We start from the raw sequence: 17722 nt of genomic DNA, 5'->3' as shown, positions 1-17722 counted from the left end.
ATAAGGCGCATTCGCTGTCATGAGGCGTACGCGGGATCAGTCTTCGCTAAACAGATCGCCGCCGTGCATATCGATCATTTCCAATGCCTTGCCGCCGCCGCGGGCCACACAGGTCAGAGGATCTTCGCCGACAACCACCGGAATACCGGTTTCTTCCATCAGCAGACGATCGAGATTGCGCAGCAGCGCGCCGCCGCCGGTCAACACCATGCCGCGTTCGGAGATGTCGGAGGCAAGCTCCGGCGGGCACTGTTCCAGCGCTACCATCACCGCGCTGACGATGCCTGCCAGAGGCTCTTGCAGCGCTTCAAGGATCTCGTTTGAGTTCAGCGTAAAGCCGCGCGGCACGCCCTCGGCCAGGTTACGGCCGCGAACTTCGATTTCGCGCACTTCGTCGCCCGGATAGGCTGAACCGATTTCGTGCTTGATGCGCTCTGCGGTCGCTTCACCGATAAGTGAACCGTAGTTGCGGCGCACGTAGTTAATGATCGCCTCATCGAAGCGGTCGCCGCCGATGCGAACGGAAGAAGAGTAAACCACGCCGTTAAGAGAGATAACGGCCACTTCGGTCGTACCGCCGCCGATATCCACAACCATGGAGCCTGTGGCTTCTGATACGGGCAACCCGGCGCCGATCGCGGCCGCCATAGGTTCTTCAATCAGATAAACCTCACGAGCGCCTGCGCCCTGGGCTGATTCACGAATGGCGCGACGCTCAACCTGAGTGGCGCCGACCGGCACGCAGACCAGCACGCGCGGACTTGGGCGTAGAATGCTGTTGCTGTGAACCTGACGAATAAAGTGTTGAAGCATTTTTTCGGTAACGAAGAAGTCCGCAATAACGCCGTCTTTCATCGGACGGATAGCGGAAATATTGCCCGGCGTACGGCCCAGCATCTGCTTCGCTTCGTGACCGACTGCGGCCACGCTCTTTTGTGAGCCGACGCGATCCTGACGGATTGCCACGACGGAAGGTTCATTCAAAACGATGCCCTGTCCCTTAACGTAGATCAGGGTATTTGCCGTTCCCAAATCGATGGACAGGTCATTGGAAAACATGCCGCGAAATTTCTTAAACATTCTTGAGAGTAATCCTGCAAGCTGAGGCGAAGTGAATCGCCTACTTTACCAACCACGCGAAGGAGCAACAAGACGCAACGGCGCGTGCGCGTCTTTCCGGCATCCCGCGTGAACTCGATTCACATGCCGTTTAAAACGATAGACGGCAAGCGTTCTTTAAACTTTTTAACCTGATGATATTGGCCAATGCACAGCGTTAGTCGGCCTTAGACCAAACAAGGACAAGCAAGGCGCACTATTCTACGTGAAAACCGCGCACATTTCAGAGTTAAAAATGACGATTTTGTCGACTATTTTTTTCTTTCGAAACCGGTATCGGCTGCGGCGAGGCAAAAAATTCACCCTGTCCGCCGACAACCCCGCGAGAAAGCAGCGTTTCCCACTCTGCGCGAGTCCTTACGCTTGCCGCCATTACCGCAACCGACGTCTCCTGACAGGCGGCAACCAGGCTGTCGACAAACAGCTGGTTTTCAGGACGCCGGTCAATGTTGCGCACAAGCCCAGGGTGAAGCTTGATAACCTCTATCGGCATAGACTTGACGTACATCGAACTGACCACCGTCAGGCCGGCCTGAACGACGCCGAGCCGACACCCCAGTCCGAACAGCAGCCTGGCGACCGGCCGCAAGCGGTCGTTATATTGACAGACGTCGGCCTCCGCAAGTTCAAATATAATTCGCTTTCGCGCCGATTTTTCTTTTTCCAACAGGTGATCGCGCAGCCAGACCTGAAAAGAGTGTTTCAACAAAGAGTCCACGGTAACCGATACGGCGATCGTATCCTCGGGCCAGCTGTTCAACAGCGGCAGGGTTTTGCTCAACACCAGTCGATCAAAGCGCTCCGTCATGCCGAATTGCTGAATCAGCGGCATAAACTCGGCGGGCTGCAGCTCCTCATCGCCGTCGCGGATGCGCAGCAAAATTTCCCGATGGTTAAGCTCATTATTTATGGTTATCGCCGGCTTGTAGTATACCTCAGGCCCGCCGCGCGCCAGCATCTGTTCCAACAGCGTGCGCCAGCGAACGCTGCCTCTGACCAGAGGCGGAGCCTGATTCTCATAAATAAACCAGCCGTTGCTTCCCTGAAGCACCGCAGCTCTGGCGGCGTGTTCCGCGTTATCCATAATCTGTTCAGGCGTCTGCCCGCCCTGATAGGCGCAAACGCCGATGTGAATAAGGCTCTCTTTCTCAACGTTAGAAGGCAGGGGTAGGCCGTCTATAGCATTAACCAGCTGAGAGGCTATGGCGTCCGCCTCTTTCAGAGAACGGTGGGGCAAGATGACGCTAAAGTCATTGCTGAAATAGCGAGCCAATAGCGCCGCAGGATGGCGCATGATAAACGTCGACAGCATGTTGACCAGCATGTAGAGCAGGTCGTCGACCCTCGTTTTTCCATACTCTTCCAGCAGCAGCTCCAGCTCCGGCAGGCGGACTATCATCACCACGCCGTGAGCGTTAGGCTCCTCCAGCTGCGTCGCCAGCTGGTTGTCGAAAAACAGGCGGTTGTTAAGACCCGTTTGGGCATCTTGGGCGGCAAAAGAACGAATAAGCTTATCAACCCGAATTCGCTCCTCGCTCATATTTTTTAAGTCAGCCAACAGGCGGTCGAGCGCGGCGCTGGCGTTAATCGGCCATTCGCGCACGTCACCCCCCATGACGTCTTCCCGCTCGCCGGACAAAATTCTCTGCGCCCTCTCCTCCAGCAGTTCGACGCCCTTGAACTGGCGCTTAAGCCACCGAATCCACCAGAACATGATGATGGCGATCGCCAAAACCACGGCTAACATCGATAAAAAAAACGGCAGTGAAAACAGGGTGCTTAGAATGGGGTTAGCGTAAGTAATACGCAGCGTATATCCCGGATGCTTCTCCAGCGCTATCTCAGTCTCGCTTTGGGTATGAAAATGGCGCCAGAAATCGCGATGGGTATCGAGCTGATGGGTATAAATCGAATTTTTCCGATCGTCTCTGACTTCCAGATGGCTCACTCCCGTCGCTGACATCACGGTAGGTAAACCATAGTTATAGATGACCGGGGTAGGATAGGTTAACGCTCTGTCCACTGTTTCAATCAGGGGCCGCCAGTGGTCGGCCATTTTGCTTCCGCCGACCAAATAGACGCTCAGCGTACTGGTCAGCAGCGCTAAAATCATAGTAAGAAAAACCAGTATGGAGACAAAAACGGACAGTCTCGCGATGAATCTCATTCCCATAACGATTTATCAAATGCATAAAAATAAAAATCGGTTGTGGGATAACTATGCATAACTATGCCCACGCGTAAGCGCTAACCCGTCCGCCACTCGGGCCATGCTCCTTTTCCCGCTTACCTTCACCATGAGCAAATGCAAGCAGGATGCAAGAGTAGCAGACTTTACCAGCACGTTCCTGCGCCTTAGTATATTTTAACAGGTAATCGCCTCTTTGTTGGCCGATCGCACCACGATATAACTACAAAGAAGTGTTTTTCTGACGCATATCACTCTTTTTTCCATCAGAAAAGCGGCTACCATAACGTTATTAAATCAATAAGTAAGCACGTTCTGATTGGCGCTGCCGCCGGTTATCACACGCTTTCACAGGGAATAAGCCTATGGCCAAGATCGAACGCAAGGAAAGAATCGAAGGTTTGACGATCGCCGGCATCGTAAATAACGGCGGCTACTATTATACCGACGTAGAAATTTACCAGGACGGGCGAATAAGCGCTTGGGAGATGGAAGATCTCAACAGCATCAAGACACGGTTTGGCAGCCCGAAGTTGCGGATGATGACGCAGCTCCCGACGGGCGCAGAGCTGTCCATTTCCGGATTAGGAAGCTACCGGATCGTCGACGCGAACTGGACGCACACGCCGCCAAGCTATTGCGAGCTGATCGCCGAAAAGGTCAAGCAGCTCAACCCGCAAATGGCCAATATTTATTACTACACCGAGCAAGAGCTGGCCCTGTGGGAACAACGCCGCTGCGTGGTTTTCGCCAAGTCGTCGCCGTTTCGGGTCGTCCAGGAACTGTTTTATGAGACGGAATGCGGCGAAAGGTCCTATTTTTTCATGCACAAAGAGGGGATTAATCACCTCGTCAACGTCGTCGTTTATAAAAGCGGTCAAATACAGGTCGACTGTCCGCACGTTAACTTTCTGCTGACGCTGGACGAATTTAAGCAGCGGGCGCAGCGGGGCGAGTTTTTTACTGAACTGACAGAAGCGACGGAAATACATATTGGTGAACTGGGCGTTTTGACCTTTGCCGCCGACAAAGACGGATATACCGAGTTGCTGAGCGATAAGCTAGAAGAACTGGACGTCATTTATGAAAAGCTCAACGGTAAAGATCGCCTTCAGCGCTGCCGAGACGTTTACTATCAGTATCTGGAAAATACCAGTGATTACTGGCGAGAAGAACTTCGCAAGGCCTATCTGGCCGTTCCTGAAAGCCTTCGATGCTATTTGGGCGATATGGACTCGCGCGACAGTGACTACGTTCGCATTCTTTTCACCGACGAAAAACGCGAAGTTTGAGCAAGGGCGCATTTTCCGCTCTTTTCGCCTCATGAGTGGGTAAAAGCAAGTATTCTTTACCTAGCCGTAGCTTGGCGACGCTGCACAGAGCATTGCTTCTGTAATAACAAAAGCGAATAATGCAGCGATAATAAAGCAATTTTATACACTTACGCTCAGCGCGTTTTAAAAAGCTTCAGGGTACCGTGCTTCAAAAGCGACGGACACATTTCTTTTATTAACAAAATGTTATCAGGCATAAACCTATGACCAAAGCACTCATTCTCGAACAGCTCGACGGGCAAATCCAAGGGGAAATAAAAGACATTACTCCAGAACAGTTGCCTGAAGGCAACGTCGTCGTCGACATCAACTGGTCCAGCATCAACTATAAAGATGCGCTGGCCATTACCGGCAAAGGCAAAATTATTCGCGACTTTCCGATGGTGCCGGGCATCGACTTCGCCGGTACGGTACAAACCAGCGAAGACCCCCGCTTTCGCCCCGGCCAAAGCGTTCTGCTTACCGGCTTCGGCGTTGGCGAAACCCGCTGGGGCGGCCTGGCGCAGCAGGCGCGGGTTAACGGCGACTGGCTTATCCCCATTCCCGAAGGCTTGGATCAGCGTAAATCCATGATTATCGGTACGGCAGGGCTGACGGCCATGCTGTGCGTAATGGCGCTGGAAGACGGCGGCGTTACGCCTCAAAGCGGCGAAGTTCTGGTGACCGGCGCCAGCGGCGGAGTCGGCAGCGTCGCCGTTGCGCTGCTGCACAAGCTGGGATATCAGGTATCCGCCGTCAGCGGTCGGCTGCACAACGCTGAATACCTGCTTTCTCTCGGCGCGAATCTGGTTCTTGAGCGCGACAGCTTCGAAGAGCCGGCAAAGCCGTTGGAGAAGCAGCGCTGGGCCGGCGCCGTCGACGTCGTCGGCGGCCCTATTCTGGCCAAAGTAATAGCCCAAATGAACTATGGCGCAACCGTTGCCGCCTGCGGGCTGGCGGGCGGATTCCAACTGCCGACCACCGTAATGCCGTTCATTTTGCGAAACGTCCGCCTTCAGGGCGTCGACTCCGTCATGACGCCGCAGGATCGCCGCCTGAAAGCGTGGCAGCGCCTGAGCGAACTGCTGCCGGAAAGCTTCTATCAGCGCGCAACCAGCGAAATTGGCCTGGACGACGTTGTTAAATCAGCCAACAACCTGCTGGATGGAAAAATTACCGGACGCGTGCTGGTCAACGTTCGTTAATGCCTTTAGCCCCTCTTTTATCACCCCCCGGTGCATAAACAGAGGGGCTTTCTTAACTAACACGCTTGTACAGATGTCGTTTTATCAGCGCTCGCGATCACAAAAGCTGAAACGTTTATCTTAAAGTGCGAACTTCCTAAAAAAGCGGCGTTCTAAATGGAAATTGAACAGCCTTGTATAATAATTAACGGGAAATGTAAGCAACCGCAAAAATGATAACCTCTGGTTAACTCACAGATAAATCAACATTTTTTACCGATTGATAACATGCTTGACGGACCGGCGCTTAAAGCTTCGCCACAAATCTTCGCTGATAAGACCAGTAAAAAGCTGCTAATTTCGGCGATATCGTTATAATGGCGCACTTTAATTCGCGGCTCAGGCCAATTTCATGCATAAGAAAGGTGACAATTGGAACGCATCGAGTTATTTTTAGCGATTAGTTTCTTATTGCCGGAGATGTCAGCACAATGACGAAAAAAGCGCACATTTTGCTGTTAAACGGCCCCAACCTGAACCTGTTGGGGACGCGCGAACCCGATAAATATGGTCATACCACGCTGACGGATATTGTTAATCGCCTTGCCGGCGAATCCGCGCGTATGGGTTTTGCCTTCTCCCACTTACAGTCTAACGCCGAGCATGAGCTGATTGATGCCGTCCATCAGGCGCGCGGTTCGGTAGACTTCATTCTTATCAATCCGGCCGCCTTCACTCACACCAGCGTAGCCCTACGGGACGCGCTGCTGGCGGTCAGTATCCCCTTTATAGAAATACACCTGTCTAACGTTCACGCCCGGGAGCCATTCAGACACCACTCTTATCTTTCAGATATTGCGGTCGGCGTCATCTGTGGTCTCGGCGCAGACGGTTATGACTTTGCCCTGCAGGCGGCAGCCCGCCGTTTGCAATAACGTTTTCCATTCAAACACAAGAGAATACGGAATCACACCTATGGATATTCGTAAGATTAAAAAGCTGATCGAACTGGTTGAAGAATCTGGCATCAACGAGCTGGAAATCTCCGAGGGAGAAGAGTCCGTTCGCATCAGCCGCGGCCCCGTAGCTGGCAGCTACGTTCCGGCTCCCGTACAGCAGTTCGCCGCCGTTCAACCTGCGCCTATGGCTCAGCCTTCAGCGCCCGCAGCGGCAGTGGTTGAAGCCGCGCCCGCGGCCATCAGCGGCCACGTCGTACGCTCACCGATGGTAGGCACCTTCTACCGTACGCCGAGCCCGGACGCCAAGGCCTTTATCGAAGTCGGTCAGACCGTTGCCGTCGGCGATACGCTGTGCATCGTTGAAGCGATGAAAATGATGAACCAAATCGAAGCTGATAAAGCGGGCGTCGTTAAGGCAATTCTGCTCGAAAGCGGGCAGCCGGTGGAGTTTGACGAACCGCTCGTCATCATTGAATAACGAGGCGAGCTTATGTCTAAAAAAATGGGCAAGATTGAAAAAGTTGTCATTGCAAACCGCGGTGAAATTGCATTACGCATCCTGCGCGCCTGTAAGGAACTTGGGATCAAAACCGTTGCGGTTCACTCCAGCGCGGACCGTGACTTAAAGCACGTGCTGCTGGCCGATGAAACCGTATGCATCGGTCCCGCTCAGTCAACCAAGAGCTATTTGAACATTCCTGCGCTGATTGCCGCTGCGGAAATCACCGGCGCCGACGCCATTCACCCTGGCTACGGCTTCCTGTCGGAAAACGCCGACTTTGCAGAACAGGTTGAGCGCTCGGGCTTTATCTTTATCGGACCCAAGGCCGACACCATCCGCATGATGGGCGACAAAGTGTCCGCTATCAACGCGATGAAGAAGGCCGGCGTTCCCTGCGTTCCCGGCTCCGGCGGCCCGCTGGACGGAGACATGGTGAGAAACCGCGAACTGGCCAATCAAATCGGCTATCCGGTTATCATCAAAGCCTCTGGCGGCGGCGGCGGTCGCGGCATGCGCGTCGTGCGTAATGAAAAGGATCTGGAAGAGTCCATCATCATGACCCGTGCGGAAGCGAAAGCTGCTTTCAACAACGACATGGTGTACATGGAGAAATTCCTCGAGAACCCGCGCCACGTCGAAATTCAGGTCATGGCGGACGGCCAGGGCCACGCGGTCTATCTTGCCGAGCGCGACTGCTCAATGCAGCGTCGCCACCAAAAAGTGGTGGAAGAAGCGCCGGCGCCCGGCATTACGGAAGAAGTTCGCCGCAGCATCGGTGAACGCTGTACGAAAGCCTGCGTTGAAATCGGCTATCGCGGCGCCGGTACGTTCGAGTTCCTGTATGAAAACGGCGAGTTCTATTTCATTGAAATGAACACCCGTATTCAGGTTGAGCACCCGGTCACCGAGATGATCACCGGCGTTGACCTTATCAAAGAGCAGCTGCGCGTCGCCGACGGCCAGAAGCTGTCTATCAAGCAGCAGGATATTCACGTTAAGGGTCACGCTATCGAGTGCCGCATTAACGCGGAAGATCCGAACAACTTCCTGCCGTCGCCGGGTAAAATTACCCGCTTCCACGCGCCGGGCGGTTTCGGCATTCGCTGGGAGTCTCATATTTACGCGGGCTATACCGTACCGCCGTACTATGACTCAATGATAGGCAAGCTCATCGCCTACGGGGAAACCCGCGAGGTGGCCATTTCGCGCATGAAAAACGCGCTGGCCGAGCTGATTATCGACGGCATCAAAACCAACGTCAGCCTGCAAATGCGCATTATGGAAGACAAAGGCTTTGAAAAGGGCGGCACCAACATCCACTATCTGGAAAAAATGTTGGGCATGCACGAGAAGTGATTGTCGATTAATCGTAATGACTAAAACGCCGGGAACTCAGTTTCCGGCGTTTTTTATTTTACCGCGCTACGGTTCGTCAGGCGGGGCAAACATCGCAAACACTTCGGCTTCGGTCATCATTTCCGTTTTGTTGGCGAAGTCATAATAGTCCGGCTTGCGGTCGGTAAATATTTGCATCGTCAAGGCAAGGCGCTGAGCGTCATCAAACAGCCCTACCGGTATTTCATACTGTCCGTTGTGCATCAGCCTATAGAACAAACTGGTGCCGCAGATCTTACAAAATCCCCTTTCGGCCCATTCGGATGACCGAAATACGCCGACGTGCTCTTCACCGCTAAACGTCACCTCCGTACCGCAATCGACCGCAAGAAACGGCCCGCCGCTCCACTTACGGCACATTCCACAGTGGCAGGCGCCCACGCTGCGGCTCATTTTAGCGGCGGTGATACCGACGTTACCGCACAGGCAGCGTCCGTGTGCGGCTTGAGTATCTGACATAAAGACCTCCTCTCTTGGCTATGGCGCCGCCGTCGATACCTCAGCGGAGACAGTCCCGGCGGCTTAAACAAGGCTTTATCGGTGAAAAGGCGAACGACAAGGCCTACAATCATAGTGTGAATGTTGTCCTCAGGAGAACACTATGCCCTATTTACAGCTAGACGTTAACGGCTGCTACGATGCCGAACGTAAAAAGGCGTTAGCCAAAAGGCTTTGCCAAACCTATACCGCAATGATGGCAGTCGACATTCGCCGCATCAGCATAGCCATTCGGGAAACCGGCGACGGCGGCGTTTGGCGAACGGTAAACGAGCAGGGGGACCTCGAGCAGGTCTCCGTACTCATGTGCGATATTCGGCAAGGGCGACCGGCCGAACAGAGAATGGCGCTGGCAAAGCGGCTTATCGCCGACTGCGTAGAAATACTGGGCCTAAGGGAAGACCGCCTCAACGTCGAGTTCACCCAGCACGCTGGAGATGAGATGTACCATCCCACGTTAGGCGGCTTTAGCCCCGACTGGTCGCCCGACGAAAGATAGCGCCTTTTCTGCCTATCGCCCCAAATTCAGGAGGGCGCACTGCCCTCTCTTTCCACCAACGCTTTCAGTTCCCTACGTTAAAATAGTGCTGTGCAAACGCTTACGTTTCCGTACAATCCTATCCCTTGAATCTTATTCGCCTACGGCTCATTGTCGTGGGAGATTGACTGTACTGACAGACAATGACGGAGTCGCACTATGGATCCTCGTTTTTCCCAGGCCCATAAAGAAGCCCGTTGGGCGGTATGGCTGACGCTCGTCTACCTGCTCGCCTGGTCGCTGGCCGCCTATCTGCCGGATGCGCAGCAGGGCTTCACCGGCTTGCCGCACTGGTTTGAGATGGCCTGCCTGCTGGTGCCGCTGCTTTTCATTTTGCTGTGCTGGCTTATGGTCCGCTTCGTTTTTCGCGATATCCCGCTAGAGGACAGCCCAGAGGAGCATAACGATGCAATTTGACGTTATTCTGCCGCTGATAGCCTATCTCTTTCTGGTTTTCGGCCTGTCGATTTACGCCTACGTCAAGCGCCAGAAAGGCAACTTTCTCAATGACTACTTCATTGGCGATCGTTCGATGGGCGGCTTTATACTGGCTATGACGCTGACGGCGACCTACATTAGCGCCAGCTCGTTTATCGGCGGGCCGGGCGCGGCCTACAAATATGGGCTGGGTTGGGTGTTGCTGGCCATGATCCAGCTGCCCGCAGTCTGGCTTTCTCTTGGCGTACTGGGAAAAAAGTTCGCCATTCTAGCGCGTCGCTACAATGCGGTAACGCTCAACGACGTACTTTACGCCCGCTATAAAAGCAAAACGCTGGTCTGGTTTGCCAGCATCAGCCTGCTTTTAGCCTTCGTTGGCGCGATGACCGTTCAGTTCATCGGCGGTGCTCGCTTGCTGGAAACCGCGGCCGGCGTTCCCTACGACATCGGGCTGCTGATTTTCGGCGCAACCATCGCGCTGTATACCGCCTTCGGCGGCTTTCGCGCCAGCGTGCTTAACGATGCGCTGCAGGGCGTCGTGATGCTGGTCGGCGCCATTCTGCTCTTGATCGCGGTCATTTATGCCGCCGGCGGGGTAGGCTCTGCCGTCGACAAGCTGGAGGCGATCGATCCCAAACTGCTTTCTCCTACCGGGGCGGACGACTTCCTCTCCCTGCCGTTTATGGCCTCATTCTGGATCCTGGTTTGCTTTGGCGTTGTCGGCCTGCCCCACACGGCAGTGCGCTGCATCGCCTATAAGGACAGCAAAGCGGTGCATCGCGGCATTATTATCGGTACCGTTATCGTCGCCGTGCTGATGTTCACCATGCACCTGGCCGGGGCGCTGGGCCGCGCCGTCATGCCCGGAATGACCATTCCGGATCAGGTTATTCCGGCGCTGATGATTAAGGTGCTGCCGCCGGTTGCCGCCGGCATTTTCCTCGCCGCGCCGCTGGCCGCCATTATGTCCACTATCAACGCCCAGCTGCTGCAGGCGTCCGCTACGCTGATTAAGGATTTATACCTAAGCCTCAAGCCGGAACAGCTGCAAAACGACAGGCGTTTGGCGAAAATTTCAAGCTGGGTGACCTTTATTCTCGGCCTGCTGCTTATCCTCGCCGCCTGGCGGCCGCCGCAGATGATCATCTGGTGGAACCTGCTCGCGTTCGGCGGGCTGGAAGCGGTATTCCTGTGGCCGCTGGTGCTTGGCCTCTACTGGGAGCGGGCCAACGCCTACGGCGCGCTGTGCTCTATGGTGTGCGGCGCCGTTTGCTACGCGGTACTGGCGACGCTAAGCCTGCAGCTTTACGGCCTGCATCCGATCGTACCGTCCCTTGCACTGGGCATCGTTACGTTCCTGCTTGGCAACGCCGTGGGGGAACGCAGCTCGCATTCCTCTGCCGCCTTAAGATAAAAGATTCGGGGCGCAGCCCCGCCTAAGTTCGCATTAAAGAGAGACGCTATGCCCTGGATACAGTTGAAGTTAAATACCACCGGCGCTAACGCCGAAGACATCGGCGACGCGCTGGTAGAAAGCGGGTCCGTCTCGGTGACCTTTCAAGATACCCACGACGTGCCGGTTTTCGAGCCGCTGCCGGGGGAAACCCGCCTGTGGGGCGACACCGACGTTATCGGCCTGTATGACGCAGAAACCGACATGAAAAGCGTCGTGGCGATGCTGGAGCATCACCCGCTGCTCGGTACAGGCTTCGCCCATAAGATTGAACAGCTGGAAGATAAAGACTGGGAGCGCGAGTGGATGGACAACTTCCACCCGATGCGCTTCGGCGAACGCCTGTGGATTTGCCCAAGCTGGCGCGAAGTGCCGGATAAAAACGCGGTTAACGTGATGCTCGACCCCGGCCTCGCCTTCGGCACCGGCACTCACCCCACCACCTCTTTGTGCCTACAGTGGCTGGACGGGCTGGATCTGGCCGGCAAAACCGTTATCGACTTCGGCTGCGGTTCGGGCATTTTAGCCATTGCCGCCCTCAAGCTCGGCGCGGCCAGAGCCATCGGCATCGACATTGACCCGCAGGCGATACTCGCCAGCCGCGATAACGCAGAGCGCAACGGCGTTTCTGACCGGCTTGAGCTTTATCTGCCCAAAGACCAGCCGGACGACCTGAGCGCCGACGTCGTGGTCGCCAACATCCTCGCAGGCCCTCTAAGAGAGCTTGCACCGCTGATTGGCAAACTGCCAACGGCTGGCGGCCACTTGGGGCTGTCTGGCATCCTCTCTTCACAGGCGCAGGACGTCAGCGCCGCCTACAGCGACCTGTTTTTGCTCGATCCGGTGGCTGAAAACGCCGAGTGGTGCCGCATTACCGGCGTCAGGAAGGCATAAAACGCATTGCGCCCGCAGCGCGGGCGCTTTTTCTTTATTTCAGGCGCCGCCGACGACAAATCAAGCGGTCGACCGAGGGAGCACGTTGGCTTTAAAAAGCCGTATTTAGCCGTGTTTATACAACTTATTGTAAAATATGAAAAAGATATTTTACATCACGTTCGGCCTCTCGTTTCTTTGATTTTAGTCGAAAATTGTTCAAAGTTTGGCCTTTCATCTGGGCCGAAAAATGCGTAATATACGCGCCCTTGCAGACACATATGGCCGTTTGACTATCCATGCGCATTGGTAACCTTGAATTGACAAACCGCCTAATTGCCGCCCCTATGGCGGGAATTACGGATCGCCCGTTCAGAACGCTCTGTCATTCGATGGGCGCCGGAATGACGGTATCGGAAATGCTCTCTTCCAATCCGGAAGTGTGGCGGACCGATAAGTCAAAGCTGCGCATGGTCCACTACGATGAGCCCGGCATTCGCGCCGTTCAGATCGCAGGCTGCGATCCGCAGGACATGGCGCAGGCCGCTCGCATCAACGTGGAAAACGGAGCTCAGCTGATAGATATCAACATGGGCTGCCCGGCCAAAAAGGTCAACCGCAAGCTGGCGGGGTCTGCACTGTTGCAGTATCCGGAGCTGGTTGGGAGAATTCTTCGCGCCGTCGTCAACGCCGTTGACGTGCCGGTGACGTTGAAAACCCGCACCGGTTGGGACCCAGAACAACGCAACTGCGTTGAAATCGCCCAGCTTGCCGAACGCTGCGGAATTCAGGCCATCACGATTCACGGCCGGACGCGTCACTGCCTGTTCAACGGTGAAGCGGAGTACGACAGCATCAAGTCTGTAAAAGAGAATGTAGGTATACCCGTTATCGCTAACGGAGATATCACTGACCCGCATAAAGCCAGAGCAGTACTGGACTACACCGGAGCCGACGCTCTGATGATTGGCCGCGCTGCTCAGGGAAGACCTTGGATCTTCCGGGAAATCCAGCATTACCTGGACACAGGGGAGCAGCTTCCACCGATGCCGCTGCAAGAGGTGGAACGTTTGTTAACGGCGCACGTAAGCGACCTGCACGACTTTTATGGGTCGGGCAAGGGGCTTAGGATCGCACGTAAGCACGTTTCCTGGTATTTACAGGAGCATGCCCCCAACGACCAGTTCCGACGGACCTTCAACGCCATTGAGGATGCCGATGAGCAGCTTGATGCGCTGAAGGCGTATTTTGAAATTTTGCCTAAACAGATAGAAGAGCTAACAGAACCATGTTCGAACAACGCGTAAATTCTGATGTATTAACTGTCGCCACCGTCAACTCACAAGACCAAATCACGCAAAAACCCCTGCGCGACTCGGTTAAACAAGCTTTAAAGAACTACTTTGCTCAGCTTAACGGTCAAGACGTTAACGATCTCTATGAACTGGTCCTGGCAGAAGTTGAACAGCCCCTGCTGGATATGGTGATGCAGTACACTCGCGGCAACCAGACCCGTGCAGCCCTGATGATGGGCATCAATCGCGGTACGCTGCGTAAGAAGCTTAAAAAGTACGGCATGAACTAATCTCGCTGCGTATATCTCGATTTCAAAAAGCGCTTATTTTCTGATAGGCGCTTTTTCTTTTTCCAAGCATAACGCGCACCTATCGCAAAAAGATGGCAAACGCGCATTCTTATACTATTCCCGTTTTTTCATTACGTTATTATCAGGAAACCGCCTTATCATGGAAGATATCCTACCGTTGCTTAAGTATTTTTTACCTCTATTAATTCCGCTTGGTGGATGGCTTGCTGTTCGCTGCATCGGAAAGCTAGCAAGGATCGTCTCTCCTAAAACGCGCAGCCTTTTTTCCGCGCAGGATAATAACGTACGCCTGACGCTACCTGAAACAGGGCGCTATGTGGTTTCAGTCCTTATTCCTCCCTCAAAAATCCTGATAGGCGTTTCTCACTTTTCCGCTGATTTCGCCCTCACTTCTCGCCATTCCGGCGAAGGCATCGCCTACTTCCCTCGAAACCGTCTGAACTTGCTGACCGTGAGACGAACCGACATGCGAGGAAACCAGTCTTTACAGATAGGAACATTCCAGTGCGAGGAACCGGGAGAGTACGAAATAACCTGTATTACGCCGGAGCTTATCAGGCCAGAGTACCGGATTGAAATCACGCCTTATGTATCTCCCCTGCGGCTGTTTATTTTAATTCCCGGCCTTATTTTGGGCGCAGCCATGACGATAGGTGGAATCATTGCCTCTTCGATACTGCTTACGTAGCCTTCAAAGCGACAGAACCAGAGAATAGCCTGTCTGATACGCCAAGCTCATTTAGCTATTTACATAAAATTAACAAAAAGCTATCCTGCGCCTATTCCGTTTGCTCCGCGTCAGGGATGTGCGCCCGCCTCATTGGAGATCTCATGCCGCATCCCCGCGCGCCGTCAGCGCTGCTAAACCTCATTCGCCGTCTGCACTTCTATATCGGCCTGTTCATCGCTCCCTTTATCTTTATCGCCGCCCTAACGGGGGCGCTGTACGCGCTAACGCCGCAGTTGGAGAATCGGATTTACGCCGACGCGCTGGAAGCCGAGCCTCTGGGTGAAGCGAAGGCGCTGTCCGAACAGATCGCCGCCGCACGGGCCTACGCGGGGCAAGATGCCAGAATTTACGCCGTTCGCCCTGCGCCGCAAGCGACAGATACGACGCGCGTACAGTTTACCGACCCCGCGCTCGGCGAGTCCGAATCTCGCGCCGTCTTTATCGACCCCTATACGCTCGCGGTTAAAGGCGACCTGACCGTTTACGGCACCAGCGGCATTTTACCGCTGAGAACGGCTATTGACCGGCTGCACCGGGACCTGCTTTTAGGCAACGTCGGCAGAAACTACAGCGAGCTGGCGGCCTCCTGGCTTTGGGTCGCCGCGCTGGGCGGGCTTTGGCTATGGTGGACGTCTCGATCTCGCTGCACGGTTAGCGCCGCCAGGGGTGCGGCGGCAAAAACCCGGCGTCGCCACGTTTTAATTGGCGTTACGCTTTCTCTCGGCCTGCTCTTCTTTTCGGCCACCGGGCTGACCTGGTCGCAGTGGGCGGGCGGCAATATTGACAGCCTGCGGGCTCAACTGGGCTGGCTTACGCCGCAGGTTAATGCAACGTTGACCGGCGTTCCCCCAAACGTTCCTCAAGGAGAACATGCTCATCACCACATGGCGCAACGCCCTGCCGCCTTTGAGGAAAATGCCCGTAATGCCGACTGGGACAACGTGCTTACGTCCGCCCGCAGCGCGGGCATCAAGGCATCAAAGCTTGAAATTCGTCAGCCCAAAAACGCCCAAACCGCGTGGACGGTGGCGGAAATCGACCGCAGTTGGCCAACGCGGGTAGACGCCGTGTCCATTCACCCCGACGACTTCGCGCTCGTCGACAGGGCCGAATTTAAACGCTTTCCCCTTATCGCCAAACTCACCCGCTGGGGCGTCGATGCCCACATGGGCGTGCTTTTTGGCCTGCCTAATCAGCTGATTTTAGCCGCCTTTGGATTAGGCCTCTGCGCGCTTATCGCCTTCGGCTACAGGATGTGGTGGTTGAAGCGGCCGACGTCGCAGGAAAGCGCCCCCGCGCAGACCCTGCTCAACGCCTGGCTGCCTCTATCCGTACCTCAAAAGGCAGCTTCTCTTATCGTTGCCGCTGGTCTGGGCTACGCGCTGCCGGTTATGGGGGTAAGCCTGGCGGCTTTTTTACTGTTTGACGCGGCGCGATGGAAAATACGCCGAGCGAGGGAAAGCGTCAACGCGCCCCAAAGAGCGCGTTGACGGTCAGCCTAATACAAATCACAGCGCCTTCGGCAGCCTGATAATCCAGAGATCGTTTTCGCTCTCTGGCTTATCCAGCGGCTGAATCACGATTTTGGCCTGCGTCGGATTACCGTCAACCAACAGATTACCTTTACCGTCGGCCTCGTAATCATCCATGTTCTTCTTGCCGCCTGCCGCATTCACCAGCTCGGGGCGAATGCCGAAGTCGTTGTCGTTAATCACCGCCAGAGTTTTATTGTCAATAAGCGCCAGCCCTTCTGCCTTCTCCTGTCGCCAGCCTAGCGCGCGTAGGTCTACCGCCAGCGTTTTCGCGGCGAGAGTAATCCCTCTGGTCTTCAGACCATCGGCGTCGTCAAACTCCGGCGGCTGCTTATCGAACTGGCTCAGATCGCTGGCTTGGCTGAGGTCTACCAGATAAATACGGTTGCGCATGTTTTTGTCTTTATCCGCTCCCTGCTCAATCACCAGCACGCGGTGATTGTCCAATGCGACGATATCGCCGATCTTGGCATCCTTTGCTTTTTTATAAGCCTCGACGTCAATCGGGTAGCCGTACATCGCGGTTTTACCGGTAGCCGGATCGAAGCTCACCAGACGGGTGAACCGCGCGCTGTTTTTGGTTTTGCCGTCGATATCGAGCGTACTCTGCACGGCGGCGAGAATGCGCCCGTCCGGCATGCGGGTTAGTCCCTCAAAGCCTCGATTCGGCTGGCGCCATTTAATGATATTGGGCAGGCCGCCCGCCACGCCTCGTTCTTCGCCCTGTGCCTGCGGGCCGAATTTCTCAAGTATCTTCCCGCTGGCGTCGATATGGACAATAAACGGTCCGTACTCATCGCACAGCCAGTAGCCGCCTTTACCGTCCGGGGCTATCCCTTCAGAATCCAGGCCTCGCTTGTCGCTTTTCAGAGCGTGTAAAGACTCGCCGAGCGCCACCTCGTTAGTGGCGCCGATAAGCCCTTCCGGCAGCGGCAGGCCGCTGATGTTCCCCTCGGCGTCGTGCAGCGCGCGGGCGTCAACGGCCTGAGCCTTATCCGCACTGACCCGAATATTCATCAACAGCGGCGTAAAGTCTGGGCTGGCAAAAATTTTTGACTCACGCTTTCCCGCCTTTGGCGCATCCGCATTCGGACCGCGGTCAGTGACGGTAGCGAAAATCAGATCGTTCCCCTCTTTATGCAAAAACAGCAGGCCGGAGCCGACGCCCACCGGCAGGCCGTCGGGAAACGCCGAACCGCGATACGCCACCCTATCGTTTTTGGGGAAGCTTACCGTATACCGACTAACCTGAATATCCGCATCGGCCGCGCTGGCATACAGGGGAAAAAGAGAAGCAAACAGCAGTGAAAGTGAGGCTTTTTTCATTTTCAGGCATCCTTGGTAGCAGACTTAGTGACTAAGCATAGCGTTACAAAGTGACTGTTTTATGAATG

General features: G+C 55.0%; 16 protein-coding genes and 1 pseudogene. 13 read left to right on the top strand and 4 right to left on the bottom strand.

Annotation, left to right across the window (positions count from 1 at the left end):
- Positions 1-36: 36 nt before the first annotated feature.
- Both mreB and csrD read right to left on the bottom strand, forming a co-directional pair.
- Complete coding sequence (gene mreB / locus G544_RS0112110; RefSeq protein WP_027274853.1) at positions 37-1080, bottom strand: rod shape-determining protein MreB; 1044 nt, start codon at positions 1078-1080, stop codon at positions 37-39.
- 268 nt (positions 1081-1348) lie between these two features.
- A complete protein-coding gene (gene csrD, locus G544_RS0112105; protein ID WP_027274852.1) occupies positions 1349-3286 on the bottom strand; it encodes an RNase E specificity factor CsrD in 1938 nt (645 codons plus the stop codon).
- A 386-nt stretch (positions 3287-3672) separates the two neighbouring features.
- Between csrD and G544_RS0112100 the strand changes: the two genes are divergently transcribed.
- The 5 genes from G544_RS0112100 (at position 3673) to accC (ending at position 8621) form a co-directional block, all read left to right on the top strand.
- Positions 3673-4599, top strand: a complete 927-nt coding sequence (locus tag G544_RS0112100) for a DUF7638 domain-containing protein (RefSeq protein WP_027274851.1) — start codon at positions 3673-3675, stop codon at positions 4597-4599.
- A 245-nt stretch (positions 4600-4844) separates the two neighbouring features.
- Positions 4845-5825 carry an acrylyl-CoA reductase (NADPH) gene (gene acuI / locus G544_RS0112095; protein WP_036023958.1) on the top strand — a complete coding sequence of 327 codons (981 nt, stop codon included), beginning with the start codon at positions 4845-4847 and terminating at the stop codon, positions 5823-5825.
- A gap of 470 nt (positions 5826-6295) precedes the next feature.
- On the top strand, positions 6296-6739 hold the full coding sequence (gene aroQ / locus G544_RS0112090) for a type II 3-dehydroquinate dehydratase (protein ID WP_027274849.1): 444 nt from the start codon (positions 6296-6298) through the stop codon (positions 6737-6739).
- A 40-nt stretch (positions 6740-6779) separates the two neighbouring features.
- A complete protein-coding gene (accB, locus tag G544_RS0112085; protein ID WP_027274848.1) occupies positions 6780-7241 on the top strand; it encodes an acetyl-CoA carboxylase biotin carboxyl carrier protein in 462 nt (153 codons plus the stop codon).
- A 24-nt stretch (positions 7242-7265) separates the two neighbouring features.
- Complete coding sequence (gene accC, locus G544_RS0112080) at positions 7266-8621, top strand: acetyl-CoA carboxylase biotin carboxylase subunit (protein WP_036024017.1); 1356 nt, start codon at positions 7266-7268, stop codon at positions 8619-8621.
- A 66-nt stretch (positions 8622-8687) separates the two neighbouring features.
- Here the strand turns inward: accC and G544_RS0112075 are convergent, their stop codons facing one another.
- Entirely contained in the window at positions 8688-9119 is a 432-nt protein-coding gene (locus tag G544_RS0112075) for a GFA family protein (protein WP_027274846.1), read from the bottom strand.
- A 142-nt stretch (positions 9120-9261) separates the two neighbouring features.
- Between G544_RS0112075 and G544_RS0112070 the strand changes: the two genes are divergently transcribed.
- The 8 genes and pseudogenes from G544_RS0112070 to G544_RS20455 form a co-directional block, all read left to right on the top strand.
- Positions 9262-9657 (top strand): tautomerase family protein, encoded by a 396-nt coding sequence (locus tag G544_RS0112070; protein WP_027274845.1) that lies wholly within the window; start codon positions 9262-9264, stop codon positions 9655-9657.
- A gap of 198 nt (positions 9658-9855) precedes the next feature.
- Positions 9856-10113, top strand: a complete 258-nt coding sequence (locus tag G544_RS0112065) for a YhdT family protein (RefSeq protein ID WP_027274844.1) — start codon at positions 9856-9858, stop codon at positions 10111-10113.
- Positions 10103-11548, top strand: a complete 1446-nt coding sequence (gene panF / locus G544_RS0112060) for a sodium/pantothenate symporter (protein WP_027274843.1) — start codon at positions 10103-10105, stop codon at positions 11546-11548. Before G544_RS0112065 ends, panF begins: the two co-directional genes overlap by 11 nt.
- Before the next feature lie 48 nt (positions 11549-11596).
- Positions 11597-12481 (top strand): 50S ribosomal protein L11 methyltransferase, encoded by an 885-nt coding sequence (gene prmA / locus G544_RS0112055; RefSeq protein ID WP_027274842.1) that lies wholly within the window; start codon positions 11597-11599, stop codon positions 12479-12481.
- Positions 12482-12759: 278 nt separating this feature from the next.
- Entirely contained in the window at positions 12760-13767 is a 1008-nt protein-coding gene (dusB, locus tag G544_RS0112045) for a tRNA dihydrouridine synthase DusB (protein ID WP_027274840.1), read from the top strand.
- Complete coding sequence (gene fis / locus G544_RS0112040) at positions 13749-14045, top strand: DNA-binding transcriptional regulator Fis (RefSeq protein WP_027274839.1); 297 nt, start codon at positions 13749-13751, stop codon at positions 14043-14045. Before dusB ends, fis begins: the two co-directional genes overlap by 19 nt.
- A gap of 160 nt (positions 14046-14205) precedes the next feature.
- Positions 14206-14754, top strand: coding sequence for a hypothetical protein (locus tag G544_RS20460; protein ID WP_051155724.1), 549 nt, complete (start codon positions 14206-14208; stop codon positions 14752-14754).
- Between the two features lie 116 nt (positions 14755-14870).
- Positions 14871-16271: pseudogene (locus G544_RS20455) on the top strand (PepSY-associated TM helix domain-containing protein); the annotation flags it as partial.
- A 33-nt stretch (positions 16272-16304) separates the two neighbouring features.
- Here G544_RS20455 and G544_RS0112025 read toward each other — a convergent pair.
- Positions 16305-17654 (bottom strand): esterase-like activity of phytase family protein, encoded by a 1350-nt coding sequence (locus tag G544_RS0112025; RefSeq protein WP_027274838.1) that lies wholly within the window; start codon positions 17652-17654, stop codon positions 16305-16307.
- Positions 17655-17722: the final 68 nt, after the last annotated feature.

Origin of the sequence: Leminorella grimontii ATCC 33999 = DSM 5078 (assembly GCF_000439085.1) — a bacterium.
GTDB classification, from domain to species: domain Bacteria; phylum Pseudomonadota; class Gammaproteobacteria; order Enterobacterales; family Enterobacteriaceae; genus Leminorella; species Leminorella grimontii.
This window is presented reverse-complemented; position numbering and strand designations above follow the sequence as displayed.

Bases quoted from the DNA above. Each gene is read 5' to 3' on its own strand.
- mreB (WP_027274853.1), bottom strand. From the start codon at position 1,080: ATGTTTAAGAAATTTCGCGGCATGTTTTCCAATGACCTGTCCATCGAT.
- csrD (WP_027274852.1), bottom strand. From the start codon at position 3,286: ATGAGATTCATCGCGAGACTGTCCGTTTTTGTCTCCATACTGGTTTTT.
- G544_RS0112100 (WP_027274851.1), top strand. From the start codon at position 3,673: ATGGCCAAGATCGAACGCAAGGAAAGAATCGAAGGTTTGACGATCGCC.
- acuI (WP_036023958.1), top strand. From the start codon at position 4,845: ATGACCAAAGCACTCATTCTCGAACAGCTCGACGGGCAAATCCAAGGG.
- aroQ (WP_027274849.1), top strand. From the start codon at position 6,296: ATGACGAAAAAAGCGCACATTTTGCTGTTAAACGGCCCCAACCTGAAC.
- accB (WP_027274848.1), top strand. From the start codon at position 6,780: ATGGATATTCGTAAGATTAAAAAGCTGATCGAACTGGTTGAAGAATCT.
- accC (WP_036024017.1), top strand. From the start codon at position 7,266: ATGGGCAAGATTGAAAAAGTTGTCATTGCAAACCGCGGTGAAATTGCA.
- G544_RS0112075 (WP_027274846.1), bottom strand. From the start codon at position 9,119: ATGTCAGATACTCAAGCCGCACACGGACGCTGCCTGTGCGGTAACGTC.
- G544_RS0112070 (WP_027274845.1), top strand. From the start codon at position 9,262: ATGCCCTATTTACAGCTAGACGTTAACGGCTGCTACGATGCCGAACGT.
- G544_RS0112065 (WP_027274844.1), top strand. From the start codon at position 9,856: ATGGATCCTCGTTTTTCCCAGGCCCATAAAGAAGCCCGTTGGGCGGTA.
- panF (WP_027274843.1), top strand. From the start codon at position 10,103: ATGCAATTTGACGTTATTCTGCCGCTGATAGCCTATCTCTTTCTGGTT.
- prmA (WP_027274842.1), top strand. From the start codon at position 11,597: ATGCCCTGGATACAGTTGAAGTTAAATACCACCGGCGCTAACGCCGAA.
- dusB (WP_027274840.1), top strand. From the start codon at position 12,760: ATGCGCATTGGTAACCTTGAATTGACAAACCGCCTAATTGCCGCCCCT.
- fis (WP_027274839.1), top strand. From the start codon at position 13,749: ATGTTCGAACAACGCGTAAATTCTGATGTATTAACTGTCGCCACCGTC.
- G544_RS20460 (WP_051155724.1), top strand. From the start codon at position 14,206: ATGGAAGATATCCTACCGTTGCTTAAGTATTTTTTACCTCTATTAATT.
- G544_RS0112025 (WP_027274838.1), bottom strand. From the start codon at position 17,654: ATGAAAAAAGCCTCACTTTCACTGCTGTTTGCTTCTCTTTTTCCCCTG.